The organism is Klebsiella sp. YJ (assembly GCF_002108615.1).
Taxonomy (GTDB): domain Bacteria; phylum Pseudomonadota; class Gammaproteobacteria; order Enterobacterales; family Enterobacteriaceae; genus Klebsiella; species Klebsiella planticola.
Genome location: NZ_MTEG01000015.1, coordinates 140596 through 159349 on the forward strand (window position 1 = coordinate 140596; position 18754 = coordinate 159349).

Here is an 18754-nt window from a genome sequence, read left to right on the forward strand (position 1 = left end):
ACGTCTTAAATGACGCCCTGCGCCAGCATGGCATCGGCCACTTTGACAAAACCGGCGATATTGGCGCCGCGGACGTAGTTGGTCTGCTGCGCTTCGCCGCCGTATTCAACGCAAGCGTGGTGAATATCCAGCATGATGTGGTGCAGGCGGGCGTCGACCTTCTCGGCCTTCCAGCTCATACGGGCTGCGTTCTGCGCCATTTCGAGTCCGGAAGTGGCGACGCCGCCGGCGTTCGCAGCTTTGCCCGGCGCGAACAGCACGCCCGCTTCGAGGAACAGATCGGTGGCGGCGATGGTGGTCGGCATGTTAGCGCCTTCGGCAACGGCCTTCACGCCGTTAGCGATCAGCAGGCGCGCCGCATCGACATCCAGTTCGTTTTGCGTGGCGCAAGGCAGCGCGATATCCACAGGAACGGACCACGGCTGTTTGCCTTCGAGGTAGGTCAGACCATACTCGCGGGCGTAGTCGGCAACGCGGCCGTCGCGGCTGGCTTTGATTTCGCACAGACGGGCCAGTTTTTCCGGGGTAAAGCCGGCTTCATCGACAACGGTGCCGCTGGAGTCGGAGGCGGTGATCACGCGGGCGCCGAGGGCCATCGCTTTTTCGATAGCATATTGCGCCACGTTACCGGAACCGGAAACCGCCACCCGCATCCCTTCGAAGCCCAGGCCGTGACGCTTGAGCATCGCGTCGGTGAAGTACACCAGACCGTAGCCGGTCGCTTCCGGACGAATCAGACTGCCGCCGAAGGAGAGCCCTTTACCGGTGAACACGCAGGCGCTGTTGTTGGAGAGTTTACGCATCATCCCGGCCATAAAGCCGACTTCACGGCCGCCCACGCCAATATCGCCTGCCGGAACGTCGGTGTCCGGGCCCAAATGGCGATACAGTTCGGTCATCAGCGCCTGACAGAAGCGCATCACTTCACCGTCGCTCTTACCTTTCGGATCGAAGTCGCTGCCGCCTTTTCCGCCGCCCATTGGCAACGTAGTGAGGGCGTTTTTAAAGGTCTGTTCAAAGCCGAGGAACTTGAGAATCGACAGGTTAACCGATGGGTGGAAACGCATGCCGCCTTTATACGGACCAATTGCCGAGTTGAACTGTACGCGCCACGCGCGGTTAACCTGAACCTGATTACGGTCGTCGACCCAGACGACGCGGAACTGAATAGCACGCTCTGGTTCAACCAGACGTTCCAGCAAAGAGAGCTGGCGATAGCGCGGGTTTTCCTCAAGGAAAGGCCACAGCGTGGTCATAACTTCACGGACGGCCTGAGCAAATTCGGTTTGATGCGGGTCGCGCTGTTGAACGCGGGTGAGAAAGCTTTCCAGAGTGCACATCTGATCCATAGATATAATTTCCCCTTATGGTTGTGGTTGCATGTATACGCGTCACGTTACAGATTGCCTCGCTGCCCGCTTCGGGAGCGCTTCTGCGGCCGCCCGATGCAATCTGAATGATTTTGTATCTCTTTTTTTATTATTCGGCCCTTGAAAAGACCGATTTTCCGACTATAACACCGGCAATCATCAGGCAAGCAAGGAAAAATTATCCAGACAGGAAAATTTATAATCTGGCGTCAGTCATAACTAAAAACGATGACGCCAGTGGCAGGGAATTAACGGGGAAGATCGGCGGTGCGTTGGGCAATAAATGCGTTCAGCAGCGGAATATCTGCCGGAGCAAGGTCGAAGGCGAGGGCCTCTTGCGGCGTGCACCAGCGCAGCTGGCGATGATAGTGGGCGGTGGGAAAGCCGCTAAAGCGCGCCACCCACCAGGCGTGCAGGTGAATCAGGCGGCCGGAGACCTCCCGTTGATGGCTGGCGATATAGCGCTCAACCTCCGCCGTGATACCAAGTTCTTCCTGCAACTCACGGATAAGCGCCTGCGGCTGGCTCTCGCCGGGTTCCACTTTGCCGCCGGCAAATTCCCACAGGCCGGGCTGATCGGCGTGGGGTGGGCGCTGCGCCAGCAGAATTTTGCCATCCTGTTCAATAATGGCGGCTACAACATCAAGCGTTTTTTGCATCTGAATCATCGTTCCGGGCAGGATAATGGCCTATTATCACCGCCTTTGTCTTTGCCAGACAACCTTTAGCCCATCGGAGATATGTTGTGCTCGATAGTCATCTGCATCCTCGCCTGAAACCCTTGCTCAATGTTTGCGCCGCGCGGCTGGATCGCCTCGGCGTCTCAGCCGACGGCGTGACCCTGACGGGCTTCGCCATTGGCGTTCTGGCGCTGCCGTTTCTGGGACTTCGTTGGTACGGGGCGGCGCTGGCGGCGATTGTAGTGAACCGGCTTCTCGATGGGTTAGATGGCGCGCTGGCGCGTCGCCGCGGGTTGAGCGACGCGGGGGGATTTCTCGATATTTCCCTCGATTTTCTGTTTTATGCCCTGGTACCGTTCGGGTTTATTATCGCCGATCCGGCGCAAAACGCCGTGGCCGGAGGCTGGCTGCTTTTTTCTTTTATCGGAACCGGCAGCAGTTTTCTCGCCTTTGCGGCGCTGGCGGCCAAACATCAGATAGCCAACCCGGGCTACGCTCATAAATCGTTTTACTATCTGGGGGGATTGACGGAGGGGAGTGAAACCATCCTGCTGTTCGTGCTGTGCTGCCTGTTTCCCGCGCATTTCGCCTGGCTGGCGTGGCTGTTCGGCGCACTGTGCTGGCTGACCACCGCCACCCGTATTTACAGCGGCTACCTGACGCTGAAGCAGCTTCAGCGTCAGGCATAACGCGATTACTGGCTGCTATCCGGACCGCGCACGCCGGTCTGCACCGGGTTTTTCGGATCGCTGCTCCATTCGTACCAGCCGCCATCGTACACCGAGACATTTTTCCAGCCCATCGCGCGGGCGTACATAAAGGTCTCTGAGGCGCGCCAGCCGGTGCCGCAGTAGAACGACACCTGCTGATCGGGACGAATATTCCACTGTCGCCACATGGCGGTTATATCCTCCGCGCTGCGCATGGTGCCGTCCGGGTTGTGGAAGTCTTCCATATGGGTGGAGTCGCTCCCGGCATGCCCCCAGCGGGCGCCGGCAATCTCGCCTTTGGGCTTGATATAGCTATAGCCGCTGGTGGTGCCGATAAACTCCGGCCACGAACGGATACTGACCAACGACGCATCCTGACGATGGAGCAGCGCGCGCGCCTGCTCCATGTTCAGCATCAGCTGCGGCTGACCGGGGATCGGCGCGCCGAAGTCTGGCGCCGGTTTTTGTTCCGGCGGCATGCCGCGTTCGACCGGCAGACCGGCATCGGACCAGCTTTTCCAGCCGCCGTCGAGCAGACGCACATCTTTCACCCCGGCATACAGCAGAATCTGCGCCACGCGGGCGGCGGCGTAGACGTCGCGGCCGTAGAGAATCACCGTGGTGTCATGACGAATACCCTGTTTCGCCAGCAGCGCTTTCAGCTGCGCATCGGAGACCTTATTCCACAGCGGTTCGCTTTCGACCTCGTTGGTGTCGATATATCCGGCGCCGGGAATATGATTCAGCAGATAGAATTTTGGCGCGCCCCAGGCCGCTTCAATCACTTTCCACTGTCCGGCCGGTGCGGCGGCTACCGTTTTACCCTGCTGCAGATCGTGCAGCCACTGCGGGTAAACCAGTTGCTCAAAGTGCGGCAGCTTTTGCAGGCGATCGGGCTGACTCAGCGCATCGCTTAGGGTACTGAGATGGGTAAACCCTGCGGCCTGCAGGCGCGAGGCGACTTTCGCGTTGTCTGTCTCGCTGCCGTACAGCGCGACGGGAGTCTCGGCCTGCAGCTGATGCTGTCTGGCCCACGCGCTAAGCTGTTCATCGTTCATGGCGCTGAGCCAGCTGGCGGAGAGATTCAGCGCCTGCGGTTCGTGACCCTGCGGGCCGTTGGCCTGTTGGGGCCAGCCGTTGTAGAACGCGCTCGGGCGGGTATCAATCGCGATACCGTGCTGGCCCTGGAGCGTGGAGAGCGTCAGCGTTGGCATGGTTTCAGCGGCGAAGGAGGTGGAAGCAGCAAGCCCGATCAGCAGGGCGAGTGCGGTCAATTGAGAAACACGTTTCATCGAAATGCCCGACAAGAGAAAATTGAGCGCACATTTTCCGCTGCTCCCGGCGGGAATTCTTTGCGATAACGCAGGTTAGCAGGGTTTTCATTGCCAGTTGCGCATATTCAGACAGCGGCCGCGGTCGGGAATATCGTCACTGTCGTGAGTCACCAGCACCGCCGGAATGGCGAGGCGCGCCAGCTCATCAAATACCCAGCGGCGAAAACCGGCGCGTAGTTCGGCATCCAGGCGATTAAACGGCTCATCCAGCAGCAGTGCCAGCGGGCGCGCCAGCAGCGCGCGGAGCAGGCTGACGCGGGCGCGCTGGCCGCCGGAGAGTGTCGCCGGATCGCGGGAACTGAACCCGGCCAGTCCGGCCCGTTCCAGCGCCTGCTGCACCTGAATTTTGCGCTCCGCGCCGCGGATGTCTGCCGGCAGCGCCAGCAGCAGGTTTTGCCCGACGCTGAAATGGTCAAACAGCAGCGCATCCTGAAACAAAATCCCAATCCGCCGCCGCTCAGTGGGGCGTTCATCGCAGCGTTCGTTGTTGAGCCACAGCTCGCCGCTGGCATGAAAAGGGGCCTCCAGCGCGCCAATCATCCAGGCGAAAAGCGTGGATTTGCCGCTGCCGGATGGCCCCATCAGCGTCAGCACTTCTCCCGGCGAGACGGAAAATGCGATTTCCTGCAGCAGGGGACGATGATGCAGCGTCAGGGTCAGGTTGTTTACGGTGAGCACTAGCGTAATCCTCGTCGATAGCGGCCTGCCAGCCAGGCCAGCAGGGCGGTCAGGGAAAAGACAATCGCCGGCAGCAGCAGTTGCCATAATGCTTGCGCGGCGAGCGTTGAGGTATCGCCGCCGCTGCTGAGCGCCACGGCTTCGCTGGTTAATGTCGGCGTCCGCCCAGCCCCCAGCCACAGGGTGGGCAGATACTGGGCAATGCTGACCGAGAAGCCGACGGCCAGCGCCATCAGCAGCGGGCGTACCAGCATCGGTAGTTTTACCCGCCAGACTCTTTGCCAGCGCCCCCAGCCAAGGGTTCGCGCTACCAGTTCCAGACGCGGATCGCGGTGACGCCACGCCGGACGCAGAACAAACAGCATCCACGGCACTACCCACAGCAGATGGCCCCACAAGACGGTGGTAAATTGCCCATCCTGCCAGGTATACAGCGCCAGTTGATACTGGCCGTCGGCCAGCGGCAGTGCGGGCAGAACCAGCGGTAGCCAGACCCAGCCATCGCCGCGGGAAGGGCCGCACTCCAGCCACAGCAGGCAGATAAGCGCCCCCGCCAGGCAGGCGAGAAGCGCCAGCCCCAGGCTGTTCGCCAGGCTATCGTTTAGCGCAGAGGCGCACTGCGCCAGCGCCGCCAGCAACAGCGCGCAAAGCAGACCGCTCAACGGCAGGCCAATTGCCAGCAGCCGTCCGGCGAGGGCGCGCGGCTGCGGACGACGAATACCTCGCAGGTCAGGGATCTGTCGCTGCCAGAGACGCCATCCACCCCAGGCGCAAACCAGCAACCCTCCGAGTATGAGCAGTAACAGCAGGCTGGCGAGGGCGCCTTTCGCCTGCTGCATATCATCCCCCTGGTTTAACCATTGCCAGGCGAGTACGGCAAGCGTAGGCGGGTTGCCCGGCCCGATCACCAGCGCGACATCCACCGTCGACAGGCTCCACGCGGCGGTGGCCACCAGAACGATAGCCAGTGAAGGCAACAGCGTCGGCAATATCAGCCAGTTCAGACACTGCCAGCGGCCGTATCCCTGGCTTTTCAGGACCGTGGCCTGCTCCGCCAGGCGCTTTTCGCTCAGAAGACCGTAGATCACCCACAGCAAAAATCCGCTCTCTTTGATGGCCATCGTCAGCCCCAGACCAATGCCGTAGCGATCGGCCAGCGGAGAGCAAACGGAACAGATGCGATACAACCAGCCGCCTTCGGCGAAAAGGAGCAGCGCGCCGGTGGCAAAGGCGACGTGAGGCACCGCTAACAGGAGCGGCAGGCGTCCCGCCAGTTGACGCCAGCCGCGGGAAGGCCAGAGCGCGGCGACGAGGGTCAGGCTTATCAGCAGCGCGCCGCCGAGCGCGAGGAGCGTGGAGATCAGGGTCGCCGCCAGCGCCTGCCAAATCTGAGGATCGGCGAACAGCGCCTGCCAGCAGGCGAGGCGGAACGCCGGGGCGATCATGAGCGCAATGGCCGGGAAGACGGGCAGGTAAATCAGCGCCATGATTCCCCAGGCCAGCAGAATCAGTGGGTACCGTAACGGCGCAGCCATTCCTGCTCCAGGGCATCAACCCAGGCCGCGTGGGGTTCCGCCAGTACCGGCGGCAGGTTCTGTGGAGTCAGCGCCTGCAGCGCCTGGCGCTGGTCGTCGGGTAAGCTCTGCGGGTTTAACACGCTGGGGTCGCCCCACACTGCCGGATCGGCTTTACGCAGCTGTGCCGCCGGGGAGAGCAGGAAGTTGGCCACCACTTTGGCGCCCGCCGGGGCGCGCGCATTGGCCGGAATGGTCACGAAGTGCACATTGCCGAGCATCCCGCGCTTAAAACCAAAGCCATAGCTGTCCTTCGGCAGCTCGCCGCTGACCGCTTTTTGCCGGGCATGCAGCGGGTTAAACGTCAGCGACAGGCGGAGCGTGCCGTTCGCCAGCATGGCATCCATGCGGGCCGGCGAGCCTGGGAAGTCGCGCCCCTCCCGCCACAGCAGGGGATGAAGCCTATCGAGATAGCGCCACAGCGGTGCGGTGACGGCGGCAAACGTCTGCGGGTCCGGGGGGAGACGCAGCGCGTCCGGGCGTTCCGTCAGGTCAGACAACAACTGTTCGAGAAAGGCGGTACCGGTAAAGTCCGGCGGACGCGGATAGGTGACCTCGCCGCGATGCGCGGCGGCAAAGGTCAGCAGCGCCTCCGGGCTGTCAGGCGGCGTCGGCGTCTGCGTACGTCGGGCGATAAAGGTGAGCTGCGCGCTGCCCCACGGCGACTCTGCGCCTTCGGTCGGCAGGGAGAAGTCTTCACGCACCGGCTGGCGGGTATCAACATAGCGCCAGTTTGGCAGCGTCTCCGCCCATCCGGTTTGCAGCAGGCCGGCGGTTTTCAGGGTGCGGAAGTTCTCGCCGTTGACCCACAGCAGATCGACGGAGCCATTATTCGTGCGCCCGGCACGGGCTTCCGTTTGCAGGCGCTTTACCGTATCCGCGGCATCGGCGATATGCACAATGCGCAGGTCGATAGCATAATCGCGTTTCACCTCAGCGCTGACCCAGTCGAGATAGCGATTTACCGCCGGGTCGCCGCCCCAGGCATTAAACCAGACCGTCTGTCCGTGGGCCTGGCGAGCGATCTGTTGCCAGTTATCGTCGGCGTGAGCGGCAAGCGGGGCGCACAGCAGCGCCGCGAGCCAGAGTAAACAGTAGCGCATGATCCGCTCCTTATGATTTGGCGTCTTCTGAAGAGGTTGGCTGGCGGATCTGGCACAGGCCCTGCGCCGGGATCGCCATCGCGGAATTAAACCGTGCCGACAAATTTTGTAAGCCGATCAGCGCCGTGAGTTCGGTCAGGGCCTGGGCATCAAAGCGCGCCATCAGTTTGCCGCGCAGCGCATCGTTGACCGTTGGCGGCGTAAGGCTGGCGGCTTCGGCATACTCCAGCGCCAGACGTTCGTGTTCGCTGAACAACGGGCTCTGGCGCCAGCTGGCAACGGCGAGGAGTTTATCGTCGCTGCCGGTGCGTTCAGCCAGTTTCATGTTGGTGATGTCCACGCAAAATTCGCATAGACACATCTGAGCGACGCGGGCGCTGACCAGTGCACGCAGCACCGGATCAAGGGGCGAACGCTTGCGTTCAAGATAGCCGACAAACATCGACACCAGATAAAAGACCAGCGGAATACGTCCCCACCAGCGAATAGGGCTAAGCACCTCGCCATAGTGACGACGATGCAGCCAGGCCTGCGGGCGCAGGATCAGGGGGATGGTGCGCAGCGGCGGCAACCTCATCAGGATTTCCTCTTATGACGTTCGAGATAGCAGGCTTTAGCTATAAAGATAATCAGCATCAGCGCAAACAGAACCGATAATGCGCTAATAAACCAGAATGTCCCGCCGGTTAACTGACTGCCCACCCACGAGTACACTAGCGTGGCGGGCAACTGGCCGATGCCGGTAGCAAACATAAACTGGCGAAAGCGAATCGACGTCAGACCCGCCGCATAGCTGATGGGATCAAAGGGGACAAACGGCAGCAGTCGACAGATCAACACCGTCTGTTGGCCGTAACGGTCGAAAAAGGCGTCCATACTGCGCAGCACCGTTTTTCCGGTCAGCTTTTCAACCGCTTCACGGCCCAGCACTCTGGCGATAAAAAAACACAGCGCGGCGCCGGCCATGGCGCTGGTCCAGGAAAGCGCAGCGCCCCAGAAGGCGCCGAACAATGACGCGTTGGCGAAGGTGATCAGAAAGGCGGGGAGCGGCGCCGCGACAGCCTGCAGGATCATTAAGGCAAAGGAAACCAGTGCCGCCTGCGGTCCGTAGGCGTGAATAAAGCGCTCAATGGCGTGCTGATCTAATGCGGAAAAAGCCGCCAGGCTGTGCTGAATAAACGCATTCACGGCGGGGATACGCCACCAGGCGACGAGCGCGGCGACGACGATGATGACCAGCGCCGCGCGACCATACCAGATGAGACGGGCGTTATTTTTCTTCATGGCTAACCTGCAGCGTGTCGGGATCGATCTGCCGCCGCCGGGCAAAAGTTTTGGCCCCCTGAATGAGGCTAAATAAGGCGAGGCCGGCCAGGCTCAGTTTCAGTATAAACCCCAACGTAATGCCCTCTCTGGCCAGTTCGCTTGCCATCAGGGTATAGATAAACAGCCCCGGTAGGGTCGTCAGGACCGATATCAGCATAAATGAGCCGAACGGAATGGCCGTCAGGCCATAGGCATAGTTTTGAATGTTGTACGGAAACAGCGGCACCAGGCGGGTAAATATCAGGAAATCAGTACCGCTGCGGGCAATACCGCGTTCAATAGCCTGAAAGGTCGCGGTATGTCCGGCATATGTCAGCAGCAGATCCCGACCCAGCCAGCGGGCCAGCAAAAAAGAGAGTGCCGAGGCCAGCGTGGCCGCACACAGCGATAACAGGGTGCCCCATACCGGGCCAAAGACTACGCCGCCGACCATCACCAGGATACTGCCCGGGATCAGGCACAGGGTTGCGACGATAAATAAGGCAACATAGAGCGTCCAGCCGAGCGGGCCGCTGTGTTGAATCAGCGACTGGAGATGGCGGAAGTGGGTGACCAGATCGACAAAGCCGGAGAAGGAGATAATCGCCACCGCGGCGCAGAGCAGGGCGAGAATCAGCAGCAGCTGAGATTCCGCTTTATGACGGCTTCTTTTGCATGGGGGTCTCCTGTTTTAACCGCGTTCCGTGAACCTCCGCCCCGGTCGCCAGGGCGTGCGCGACAGTATAATAAATGGCGAACTACAACAATGTCTTACCGCAGATTTATTGATTTTGCTCAGGATAAGCGGACTCTCCGCGGCCGTCAGGCCGGGAGAGTCGACGGAGAAAACGCGTTACGGTTTAAAGGTGGCCCAGACCGGCGCATGGTCGGACGGTTTTTCCATACCGCGAATGTCGTAATCAATACCGGTTTCTACGCAGCGCTGCGCCAGCGGAGAGCTTGCCAGCAGCAGGTCGATACGCAGCCCGCGGTTATCGTCAAAGCCTTTGGAGCGGTAGTCAAACCATGAAAAGCGATCCTGGTTGTCCGGGTTGGCCTGACGCCAGGTGTCAACCAGACCCCAGTCCAGCAACCGCGCCATCCACTCCCGCTCTTCCGGCAGGAATGAGCACTTACCGGTGCGCAGCCAGCGCTTACGGTTCTCTTCGCCAATGCCGATGTCGAGGTCGGTTGGGCTGATGTTCATATCACCCATGATCAACACCGGATTATCTTTGTTCAGCTCACTATCAAGATAGTTTTGCAGGTTCTGGTAGAACGCCGCTTTTGCCGGGAACTTGGTTTCGTGGTCGCGGCTTTCGCCCTGCGGGAAGTAGCCGTTGATCACCGTCACATTGCCGAAGGCGGACGGAATTTCCGCCATGATGATGCGGCGCTGGGCCTCTTCGCCATCGTTGGGGAAGCCGCGGCGTACGGCGACAGGCGTCTCTTTAGTCAGCAGCGCCACGCCGTAGTGCCCTTTTTGACCGTGGTAGAACACGTTGTACCCGAGCTTTGCCACCTCTTCGAGCGGAAACATGTCGTCGTGTACTTTGGTTTCCTGTAAGCCAATGACGTCAGGCTGGTGTTTGTCGACGATGGCGGCCAGCTGGTGGGGGCGGGCACGCAGGCCGTTGATATTAAAAGAGAGAAATTTCATAGTCGCTGCCACTGTGCAAGGTGAATAGTGCAGGGATGGTAGCAGAAATTCGCCGGGCTGGCTGCCCGAAGGCATTTTATTGTGCCTGTTGTTCTGATTGGCGGCGCTGGCGTAACCAGCGTGCACCATTCCGGCGCAGGCTGCGCTAAAAAAGGGCGGATATCTACAATAAATTTCGTAGAGGATCACAAATACAGAATTATATCTTACGGATGCATAAACTATCTGATTTATTCACTGTTATGGCCGACAGATAGGATATTTATTCACTATTTATGCATTTATTGTGCATAAAATGAAATCGTAACCTATTGATATTCCTTATTTGATTCTGATTTATGCATTTTCCCCTCTGGCTGGCACGAAGCGTGCAATCTACATTTACAGCGTAATAACCCATAATTTTTAACATTATTCATACTTTTTATTTACCGGAAGAGGTCGATATGTCTCAGTCAATTACGCGTAACAATTTTGATGAATGGATGATGCCGGTCTACGCGCCAGCGGCTTTTATTCCGGTACGCGGTGAAGGTTCACGCCTGTGGGATCAGCAGGGAAAAGAGTATATCGATTTTGCCGGCGGCATTGCGGTGAATGCCCTGGGACACGCTCACCCCCAGCTCATTCGCGCGTTGACGGAACAAGCAGGAAAGTTCTGGCACACCGGCAACGGATATACCAATGAGCCGGTCCTGCGGCTGGCGAAACAGCTGATCGATGCGACTTTCGCCGATCGCGTTTTCTTCTGTAACTCAGGCGCAGAGGCTAACGAAGCGGCGCTGAAGCTGGCGCGCAAATATGCTCACGACCGTTTCGGCAGCCATAAAAGTGGCATCGTCGCGTTCAAAAATGCCTTCCACGGTCGCACCTTGTTTACCGTCTCTGCGGGCGGCCAGCCGGCCTATTCCCAGGATTTTGCCCCGCTGCCGCCGCAGATCCAGCATGCTGTCTATAACGATCTCGAATCCGCCCGGGCGCTTATCGATGACAATACCTGCGCGGTGATTGTCGAGCCGATGCAGGGCGAAGGGGGCGTGGTGCCCGCCGATCCGGCTTTCCTGCGCGGCCTGCGTGAGCTGTGCGATGCCCACCATGCGCTGTTGATTTTTGATGAAGTCCAGACCGGAGTGGGTCGCACCGGCGAGCTGTATGCCTACATGCACTATGGCGTCACGCCGGATGTCCTGTCGACGGCGAAAGCGCTGGGCGGCGGTTTCCCGATTGGCGCACTGCTGGCAACGGAAGCCTGCGCCAGCGTCATGACCGTCGGGACGCACGGTACCACCTACGGCGGTAACCCGCTGGCCAGCGCGGTGGCCGGCGAAGTGCTGTCGATCGTCAATACGCCGGCGGTACTGAACGGCGTGAAGCAGCGCCACCAGTGGTTTACCGAGCGACTGAACGCCATTAACGCGCGCTACGGCCTGTTTAAGGAGATCCGGGGGCTGGGATTGCTGATCGGCTGCGTCCTCAATGATGCCTGGGCCGGAAAGGCGAAAGCCATCAGTACCCAGGCGGCGGAAGAGGGGCTGATGATTCTGATTGCCGGCGCGAACGTGGTGCGTTTCGCTCCGGCGCTCATTGTGAGTGAGGAAGAGGTCAAAACCGGGCTGGATCGCTTTGAGCTGGCCTGCCAACACTTCCTCGCGGGAGCGTCATCATGATGGTGATTCGTCCTGTAGTCGCCGAAGATCTGGCCGGTCTGATGACCCTGGCCGGTGAAACCGGCGGCGGCCTGACATCGCTGCCTGCCGATGAAAAGACGCTGGCGGCGCGGATTGAACGTTCGCAGCAAACCTGGCGAGGGGAGCTGCCAAAAAGCGAACAGGGCTATGTTTTCGTGCTTGAAGAGACCAGCAGCGGCGCGGTGGTGGGGATTTGCGCTATCGAAGTTGCGGTGGGGTTGAACGATCCCTGGTACAACTACCGCGTGGGGACGCAGGTTCATGCCTCAAAAGAGCTGAATGTCTACAACGCGCTGCCGACACTGTTTCTCAGCAACGATCACACCGGCAGCAGCGAGCTGTGCACGCTGTTTCTCGACCCGGCCTGGCGTAAAGAGGGCAACGGCTATCTGTTGTCGAAATCGCGCTTCATGTTTATGGCCGCGTTCCGCGAGCACTTTAATGAAAAAGTCGTGGCGGAGATGCGCGGCGTGATTGATGAACATGGCTATTCGCCGTTCTGGGAAAGCCTCGGCAAACGCTTTTTCGCTATGGAGTTCTCCCGTGCCGATTACCTGTGCGGGACCGGGCAAAAAGCCTTTATTGCCGCCCTGATGCCGAAGCATCCGCTGTATATCGACTTTTTATCCGATGAGGCGCGCGCGGTGATCGGCGAGGTGCACCCGCAAACGGCGCCGGCACGTGCGGTGCTGGAGAAAGAAGGGTTTCGCTACCGCAACTATATCGACATTTTCGACGGTGGGCCGACGCTGGAGTGCGACATTGACCGGGTGCGGGCGATTCGTAAAAGCCGGCTGGTGACCGTAGCTGAAGGGCAGCCCGCGCCGGGGGAATGGCCGGTATGCCTGGTTGCCAACGAGCAGTATCTGCAGTTTCGCGCGCTGCTGGTGCACGCCGATCCGGATACCGATCGCCTGCTGTTAAGCGCGCGCGAACTGGATGCCCTGAAATGCCATGTCGGCGACCGGGTGAGACTGGTGCGTCTGATTCCCGAGGAGAAAAAATCATGAGTTTATGGATCAACGGTGACTGGCAGAGTGGACACGGACCGGCGCGGACAAAAACCAACCCGGTCAGCCAGGCGCTGCTATGGCAGGGTAATGACGCCGACGCCGGGCAGGTGGCGCTGGCGGTCAGTGCCGCGAGACGGGCCTTTCCGACGTGGGCCAGACAGCCGTTCAGCGTCCGTCAGGCGATAGTGGAAAAGTTTGCCGCGCTGCTGGAAGCGAACAAAACAGCGTTAACCGCCGTCATTGCCGCGGAAACCGGTAAGCCGCAGTGGGAAGCAGTAACGGAAATCAGCGCGATGATCAACAAAATCGCCATTTCCCTGAAGGCCTACCATAGCCGTACCGGTGAGTCGCAGACTGCTATGGGCGACGGCTCGGCGACGCTGCGCCATCGTCCGCATGGCGTGCTGGCGGTGTTTGGCCCATACAATTTTCCCGGCCATCTGCCTAATGGGCATATTGTGCCGGCGCTGTTGGCGGGGAATACGCTGGTGTTTAAGCCCAGCGAACTGACGCCGCACAGCGGCGAGGCGGTGGTGAGGCTGTGGGCCGAGGCGGGACTGCCGCCGGGGGTACTGAACTTGCTGCAGGGCGGACGGGAAACCGGCGAAGCGCTAAGCGCCCAACCGGATATTGACGGGCTGCTGTTTACCGGCAGCTCGGCGACAGGCTTTCAGCTGCACCGCCAGCTCGCCGGCCAGCCGCAAAAGATTCTCGCGCTCGAAATGGGCGGCAACAATCCGCTGATTGTCGACGGCCCGCAGGATATTGATGCGGCGGTACATCTGACCATTCAATCGGCCTTTATTACCGCCGGACAGCGCTGTACCTGTGCTCGTCGCCTGTTAGTGAAGCGCGGCGATAAGGGCGATGCGTTTCTCGAACGTCTGGTGACAGTGTCACAAACACTGGTGCCCGACGCCTGGGATGCGTCGCCGCAGCCGTTCCTCGGCGGGCTTATCTCGCCACAGGCAGCGCAAAAGGTTCATCAGGCCTGGCTCGGGCACGTTGCTAAAGGTGGAAAAACGCTGCTGGAGCCGCGGCTGCTGCGGGCCGGAACCTCGTTGCTGACGCCGGGAATCATCGAGCTGACGGCGGTGGCGGAAGTGGCCGATGAGGAAGTTTTTGGTCCGCTGCTCAGCGTCTGGCGCTATGACGATTTTGATGAGGCGATTACCCTCGCGAATGCCACCCGGTTTGGGCTTTCCTGCGGGCTGATTTCTGCCGAGCGCGAGAAATTCGACCGTCTGCTGCTGGAGGCGCGGGCCGGAATTGTTAACTGGAACAAACCGCTGACCGGCGCCGCCAGCACCGCACCGTTTGGCGGCGTGGGGGCCTCCGGTAACCACCGTCCGGGAGCGTGGTACGCGGCCGATTATTGCGCGTGGCCGATGGCAAGTCTCGAAACGCCGGAACTGACGCTGCCGGAGACCCTCAGTCCCGGTCTCGACTTCCTGCGAGGTGGCGGACGATGAAAGCCTTTGAGGTCAACTTTGACGGGCTTCCCGGTCTGACCCATCATTACGCCGGGCTCTCCTTTGGCAATGAGGCGTCGACACGGCATCGCTATCGGGTATCGAATCCACAGCTGGCGGCGAAGCAGGGGCTGAAAAAGATGAAGGCGCTGGCGGATGCGGGCTATCCTCAGGCCGTCATTGCGCCACAGGAACGGCCGAATGTTCCCCTGCTGCGCCGGCTTGGATTCAGCGGCAGCGATCCGCAGGTGATCGAGAAAGCGGCCCGTCAGGCGCCGGACCTGCTGTCGGCGGTGAGCTCGGCTTCGTCAATGTGGGTGGCTAACGCGGCGACGGTTTCCCCCTCGGCCGATTCGCTGGATGGCCGGGTTCACCTGACCGTGGCCAATCTGAACGATAAATTCCACCGCGCCAGCGAAGCGCCAACGACCGAAGCGCTGCTGCGCGCGATCTTCCCCGATGAACAGCGTTTTGCCATCCATCCACCCTTGCCGCAGGTGGCGCTGTTTGGCGATGAAGGGGCAGCGAACCATAATCGCCTTGGCGGCGAATATGGCGCGCCGGGCCTGCAGCTTTTTGTCTACGGCCGCCAGCAGGGGGGCGAGGGGGAAAGCCCGCGACGCTACCCGGCACGGCAGACGCTGGAAGCCAGTCAGGCGGTTGCGCGCCTGAATCAGGTTAACCCGCGGCAGGTTATTTTTGCCCGACAGAATCCGGCGGTGATTGATAAAGGGGTGTTTCACAACGATGTGATTGCGGTGAGTAATCGCCAGGTGCTGTTTTGCCATGAACAGGCGTTCGCCGATCAGCCGCAGCTGATGCGTCAGCTTGCCGGGCAGGTTGCCGGATTTACGCCCGTTATCGTACCGACCCACGCGGTAACGGTCGAAGAGGCGGTGGCGACCTATCTGTTTAACAGTCAGTTGCTGAGTAAGCCCGATGGAACGATGCGGCTGATCCTCCCCCGGGAGGCGCAGGAGCATCCTGGCGTCTGGCGCTACCTGAACACGCTTCTGGCCGCAGACAACCCGATTGATGAACTGCAGGTTTACGATCTGCGCGAAAGTATGGCGAACGGCGGGGGACCGGCCTGTCTGCGCCTGCGAGTGGTATTGACGGAGGAGGAGCTGCGGGCGGTGAATCCGGCGGTGTTGATGAACGAGGCGGTGTTTGTGACCCTCAATGACTGGGTCGATCGTTACTATCGCGATCGTCTCACCCAGGCGGATCTGGCGGATCCACAGCTGCTGAGCGAAGGTCGCGAGGCTCTCGATCGGCTGACCCAAATCCTGCAGCTGGGTTCCGTTTATCCGTTCCAGCAGTCGCTGTGACTCTGTTTTCGTTATCAAGGAGGCGTCGTGGACGACTTTCTGGCATTAACTCTGGCGGGGCGTTTGCCCCACCATTTTCATGGCGAAACGGCGCATTTTCGCTGGCACTGGCTGGACTGCGGGGTATTGCAACTGACTCCGCATGCGCGCTGCGAGCGTTCGCTGGTTCTGTCCGCGGGTATCCACGGCAATGAAACCGCACCGGTGGAGATGACCCATCTGCTGCTACAGCAGCTGTTTAGCGGTGAGCTGCCGCTGCACTGGCGGCTGCTGGTGATCTTTGGCAACCCGCTCGCGTTGCGGGAAAATAAGCGCTACCGGGACAGCGATATGAACCGGATGTTTGGCGGGCGCTGGCAGCATTTTCCCGTCAGCGACGAAACGGCCAGAGCGCGTCAGCTGGAGCAGGTACTGACGCGGTTTTATGGTAGCGGAACGGGCAGCCGCTGGCACCTCGATCTACATACCGCGATACGCGGATCGCTGCATACGCGCTTTGGCGTACTTCCGGCGCGGGAAGCCCCGTGGGATGAGGGGTTTTTAAGTTGGCTGGGGGGGGCCGGGCTGGAGGCGCTGGTCTTCCATCAGCAGCCCGCGGGGACATTCACCCATTTCAGCGGCGAACGCTTTGCTGCGCTCTCCTGTACCCTGGAGCTCGGTAAGGCGTTACCGTTTGGCGCTAACGATCTGGCGCAATTTAACGTCACTCAACGGGCGCTAATGCGTTTGCTGGTGGGCGACCTGACGGTAGTTGACGCCGATCCGGTGCCGCTGCGCTATCGGGTGGTGCAGCAAATTACCCGTCATAGCGATGATTTTCGCCTCTATATGTCGGATCAGACGCTCAATTTTACCGCCTTTCCTGGCGGAACCTTGCTTGCTGAAGATGGCGATACCCGCTATGTGGTAGAAAAGGCACAGGAGTTTGTTCTGTTTCCTAACCCGTCTGTGGCGCGCGGGCTGCGGGCCGGGTTGATGCTGGAGCGTTTACCGTAGCCGCTAGCCGAATATTCTGCCGCTCATTCGGGCGGCTGTTTAATTTTGCATAGTCATCTTGTGCGCGTAATCTTATTTTTTCGTGCGCTGGTACCTGATTGCAGATTATTCCTGGATAAATGATTTGTTTTTAATCTTTGCTGCTTTATAATCCATCAAAACCAATCAAAAACAATGCGTTATATATTTTCTGTTGCAATTCTCTCCTTAATTTCCTTATTTTCTCCACAATTGGTGAGAAAATGTTTTTTACACTTTCATTGTTTTACTCTTGCTCTGACTAATTGACGATAAACGTCGTAAAGTTTATCTCGTCAACACGGCAACACGCCGTAAGAATAACTTAAAGTAAGGACTGGATATGAAGAAGATTACTGCTCTGTTTGTTGCCTCTACACTGGCTCTGGGTGCGGCTAACCTGGCTCACGCTGCTGATACCACCGCGACTCAGACCGAAAGCAAACCGATGATGCACCATAAAGGAATGCATGGCGGCCAGCACGAAATGATGTTCAAAGGGCTGAACCTGACCGATGCGCAAAAACAGCAGATCCGCGACATCATGAAGGGCCAGCGTGAGAACATGAAACGTCCGTCCCTCGACGAACGCCGCGCGATGCATGAGCTGATCGCCAGCGATACCTTCGATAAAGCGAAAGCGGAAGCGCAGATCGATAAAATGGAAGCGCAGCATAAAGCGATGGCGCTTTCCCGTATGGAAACCCAGAACAAGATTTACAACATTCTGACGCCGGAACAGAAAAAACAGTTCAATGCGAATTTTGAGAAGCATCTGACAGATCGCAAAGCGCCAGAAGGTAAAATGCCTGCACCAGCTGAATAACTCAGCGCTTTGAATGAAGACCGCCGGTCTTGCCCAACATACGCCGTCAGGCATTGGGCAGGACCGGCGGTTTTTTTTGTGCTAGCGAGGGGAGAGCGGATGCAGCGTAAAACGGCCGCTCAGCAGCGGTTTGCAGAGAATTTTATAGCCGTCATGATCAAAACCGGCCGGCTGGCGCGTTAAGGTCTCCGCCTGCTCCAGCGTCTCGACCGATCCCAGCCACAGCCAGTTATGAATGACGTGATAGTGGGTGAGGTCCGGGCCTTTCTCTTCCAGCGCGACGGCCCCAGGCCACGGCCAGCACACCAGCTGCAGCTGCGCCATCCGGGCGCGGAGTCTTTCATGATGCGCGGTAAGACTTTCCCGGCCGCAGCAGGCGCCGGCGCAGCGCCCCAGCGCGTGCCGGAAACAGGCGCGCCCCGCAGTGAGCGCCTCCAGTCCCAGCAGCCCGTAGCAAAGATGATGCTCGTCAGCGAGGGTTTTCAGCGCCTGCAGCGCCGCCCGCCGGTTCGCGAACAGGCCATACAGATGATTCTGGCGGGAGAAATCCACCTCACGGGCGTACACCACCTGCGGGCGTGCGTCTTCCAACAGCAACGAGCAGAGCTGCTTATTACGCCGCAGGCGCTTATTAAACAGCGGCTGGCGCTCTTTAATTAGCTGCGCCTCCAGCAGCAGCGCCCCCAGCTCTCCCGCGGTACGCTGCCAGCTGATGCTCCGCGCCTGACGCAGCATGGCCGCCTCTTCAGGGGCACGCAGATGCGACAGCACCCGGCTGCGGAGATTCACGCTCTTACCGATATACAGCGGGAGCGTATCGCTCTCGCCGTGAAACAGATAAACGCCCGGCAGATTAGGCAGTGCCTCCACCCACGGACGCAGATGTTCGGGATATTCATAGATAGCCGCGGCGTCGAATTCCAGACGCGGGGCAGATTGCCTTCTCACTACACGGGCTCCTGATGCTGGTTATTTATCCAGTATAGCAGGGCGTTC

Annotated in this window: 18 protein-coding genes; 7 read left to right on the forward strand and 11 right to left on the reverse strand. The window is 59.6% G+C overall.

The genetic code is table 11. The features are described from left to right. Positions 1–5 precede the first annotated feature (5 nt). Both gdhA and BV390_RS17130 read right to left on the reverse strand, forming a co-directional pair. Positions 6–1349 carry an NADP-specific glutamate dehydrogenase gene (gene gdhA / locus BV390_RS17125; protein ID WP_032688191.1) on the reverse strand — a complete coding sequence of 448 codons (1344 nt, stop codon included), beginning with the start codon at positions 1347–1349 and terminating at the stop codon, positions 6–8. 269 nt (positions 1350–1618) lie between these two features. Continuing rightward, on the reverse strand, positions 1619–2029 hold the full coding sequence (locus BV390_RS17130) for a pyrimidine (deoxy)nucleoside triphosphate diphosphatase (protein WP_085397145.1): 411 nt from the start codon (positions 2027–2029) through the stop codon (positions 1619–1621). A gap of 86 nt (positions 2030–2115) precedes the next feature. Here BV390_RS17130 and BV390_RS17135 point away from each other — a divergent pair, with 86 nt between their 5' ends. Next, a complete protein-coding gene (locus tag BV390_RS17135) occupies positions 2116–2739 on the forward strand; it encodes a CDP-alcohol phosphatidyltransferase family protein (protein WP_032688189.1) in 624 nt (207 codons plus the stop codon). A gap of 5 nt (positions 2740–2744) precedes the next feature. Here BV390_RS17135 and BV390_RS17140 read toward each other — a convergent pair whose 3' ends face one another. The 8 genes from BV390_RS17140 to xthA all read right to left on the reverse strand — a co-directional run bounded on the left by BV390_RS17140 (position 2745) and on the right by xthA (position 10414). Next, complete coding sequence (locus BV390_RS17140) at positions 2745–4052, reverse strand: sulfurtransferase (RefSeq protein ID WP_046852722.1); 1308 nt, start codon at positions 4050–4052, stop codon at positions 2745–2747. Positions 4053–4139: 87 nt separating this feature from the next. Continuing rightward, complete coding sequence (locus tag BV390_RS17145; RefSeq protein WP_046852721.1) at positions 4140–4772, reverse strand: ATP-binding cassette domain-containing protein; 633 nt, start codon at positions 4770–4772, stop codon at positions 4140–4142. Next, positions 4772–6307, reverse strand: coding sequence for an ABC transporter permease subunit (locus BV390_RS17150; RefSeq protein WP_085397137.1), 1536 nt, complete (start codon positions 6305–6307; stop codon positions 4772–4774). The genes BV390_RS17145 and BV390_RS17150 overlap by 1 nt, the downstream gene beginning before the upstream one ends. After that, entirely contained in the window at positions 6280–7449 is a 1170-nt protein-coding gene (locus tag BV390_RS17155) for an ABC transporter substrate-binding protein (RefSeq protein ID WP_085397138.1), read from the reverse strand. Before BV390_RS17155 ends, BV390_RS17150 begins: the two co-directional genes overlap by 28 nt. 10 nt (positions 7450–7459) lie before the next feature. Continuing rightward, a complete protein-coding gene (locus tag BV390_RS17160; RefSeq protein ID WP_032688180.1) occupies positions 7460–8026 on the reverse strand; it encodes a carboxymuconolactone decarboxylase family protein in 567 nt (188 codons plus the stop codon). After that, positions 8026–8733 carry a TVP38/TMEM64 family protein gene (locus tag BV390_RS17165; protein WP_046852718.1) on the reverse strand — a complete coding sequence of 236 codons (708 nt, stop codon included), beginning with the start codon at positions 8731–8733 and terminating at the stop codon, positions 8026–8028. The genes BV390_RS17160 and BV390_RS17165 overlap by 1 nt, the downstream gene beginning before the upstream one ends. Further along, complete coding sequence (locus tag BV390_RS17170) at positions 8720–9358, reverse strand: TVP38/TMEM64 family protein (protein ID WP_032688356.1); 639 nt, start codon at positions 9356–9358, stop codon at positions 8720–8722. Before BV390_RS17170 ends, BV390_RS17165 begins: the two co-directional genes overlap by 14 nt. A gap of 249 nt (positions 9359–9607) precedes the next feature. Further along, complete coding sequence (gene xthA / locus BV390_RS17175; RefSeq protein ID WP_032688177.1) at positions 9608–10414, reverse strand: exodeoxyribonuclease III; 807 nt, start codon at positions 10412–10414, stop codon at positions 9608–9610. 446 nt (positions 10415–10860) lie between these two features. Here xthA and astC point away from each other — a divergent pair, with 446 nt between their 5' ends. The 6 genes from astC to spy all read left to right on the forward strand — a co-directional run bounded on the left by astC (position 10861) and on the right by spy (position 17758). Next, the gene (gene astC / locus BV390_RS17185) at positions 10861–12081 is read left to right on the forward strand and encodes a succinylornithine/acetylornithine transaminase (RefSeq protein ID WP_004860887.1); all 1221 of its coding nucleotides are present in this window, start codon (positions 10861–10863) and stop codon (positions 12079–12081) included. Further along, positions 12078–13112, forward strand: coding sequence for an arginine N-succinyltransferase (gene astA / locus BV390_RS17190; RefSeq protein WP_032688175.1), 1035 nt, complete (start codon positions 12078–12080; stop codon positions 13110–13112). The genes astC and astA overlap by 4 nt, the downstream gene beginning before the upstream one ends. After that, positions 13109–14587 carry a succinylglutamate-semialdehyde dehydrogenase gene (gene astD / locus BV390_RS17195; RefSeq protein ID WP_049267075.1) on the forward strand — a complete coding sequence of 493 codons (1479 nt, stop codon included), beginning with the start codon at positions 13109–13111 and terminating at the stop codon, positions 14585–14587. The genes astA and astD overlap by 4 nt, the downstream gene beginning before the upstream one ends. Further along, positions 14584–15918: an N-succinylarginine dihydrolase gene (gene astB, locus BV390_RS17200; RefSeq protein ID WP_064793089.1), complete on the forward strand. Its 1335-nt coding sequence runs from the start codon at positions 14584–14586 to the stop codon at positions 15916–15918. Before astD ends, astB begins: the two co-directional genes overlap by 4 nt. Before the next feature lie 27 nt (positions 15919–15945). After that, on the forward strand, positions 15946–16914 hold the full coding sequence (gene astE / locus BV390_RS17205; RefSeq protein WP_032700202.1) for a succinylglutamate desuccinylase: 969 nt from the start codon (positions 15946–15948) through the stop codon (positions 16912–16914). A gap of 361 nt (positions 16915–17275) precedes the next feature. Then, a complete protein-coding gene (gene spy, locus BV390_RS17210) occupies positions 17276–17758 on the forward strand; it encodes an ATP-independent periplasmic protein-refolding chaperone Spy (RefSeq protein WP_032688167.1) in 483 nt (160 codons plus the stop codon). 81 nt (positions 17759–17839) lie between these two features. On the opposite strand, the gene cho is transcribed toward spy, so the two are convergent. After that, positions 17840–18706, reverse strand: a complete 867-nt coding sequence (gene cho / locus BV390_RS17215; protein WP_064793090.1) for an excinuclease Cho — start codon at positions 18704–18706, stop codon at positions 17840–17842. Positions 18707–18754: the final 48 nt, after the last annotated feature.

Excerpts from the sequence above, each read along its gene's own strand:
- astB (WP_064793089.1), top strand. The coding sequence starts at position 14,584 with ATGAAAGCCTTTGAGGTCAACTTTGACGGGCTTCCCGGTCTGACCCAT.
- astC (WP_004860887.1), top strand. The coding sequence starts at position 10,861 with ATGTCTCAGTCAATTACGCGTAACAATTTTGATGAATGGATGATGCCG.
- BV390_RS17165 (WP_046852718.1), bottom strand. The coding sequence starts at position 8,733 with ATGAAGAAAAATAACGCCCGTCTCATCTGGTATGGTCGCGCGGCGCTG.
- BV390_RS17140 (WP_046852722.1), bottom strand. The coding sequence starts at position 4,052 with ATGAAACGTGTTTCTCAATTGACCGCACTCGCCCTGCTGATCGGGCTT.
- BV390_RS17130 (WP_085397145.1), bottom strand. The coding sequence starts at position 2,029 with ATGCAAAAAACGCTTGATGTTGTAGCCGCCATTATTGAACAGGATGGC.
- xthA (WP_032688177.1), bottom strand. The coding sequence starts at position 10,414 with ATGAAATTTCTCTCTTTTAATATCAACGGCCTGCGTGCCCGCCCCCAC.
- BV390_RS17160 (WP_032688180.1), bottom strand. The coding sequence starts at position 8,026 with ATGAGGTTGCCGCCGCTGCGCACCATCCCCCTGATCCTGCGCCCGCAG.
- spy (WP_032688167.1), top strand. The coding sequence starts at position 17,276 with ATGAAGAAGATTACTGCTCTGTTTGTTGCCTCTACACTGGCTCTGGGT.
- gdhA (WP_032688191.1), bottom strand. The coding sequence starts at position 1,349 with ATGGATCAGATGTGCACTCTGGAAAGCTTTCTCACCCGCGTTCAACAG.
- astA (WP_032688175.1), top strand. The coding sequence starts at position 12,078 with ATGATGGTGATTCGTCCTGTAGTCGCCGAAGATCTGGCCGGTCTGATG.
- BV390_RS17150 (WP_085397137.1), bottom strand. The coding sequence starts at position 6,307 with ATGGCTGCGCCGTTACGGTACCCACTGATTCTGCTGGCCTGGGGAATC.
- astD (WP_049267075.1), top strand. The coding sequence starts at position 13,109 with ATGAGTTTATGGATCAACGGTGACTGGCAGAGTGGACACGGACCGGCG.
- BV390_RS17155 (WP_085397138.1), bottom strand. The coding sequence starts at position 7,449 with ATGCGCTACTGTTTACTCTGGCTCGCGGCGCTGCTGTGCGCCCCGCTT.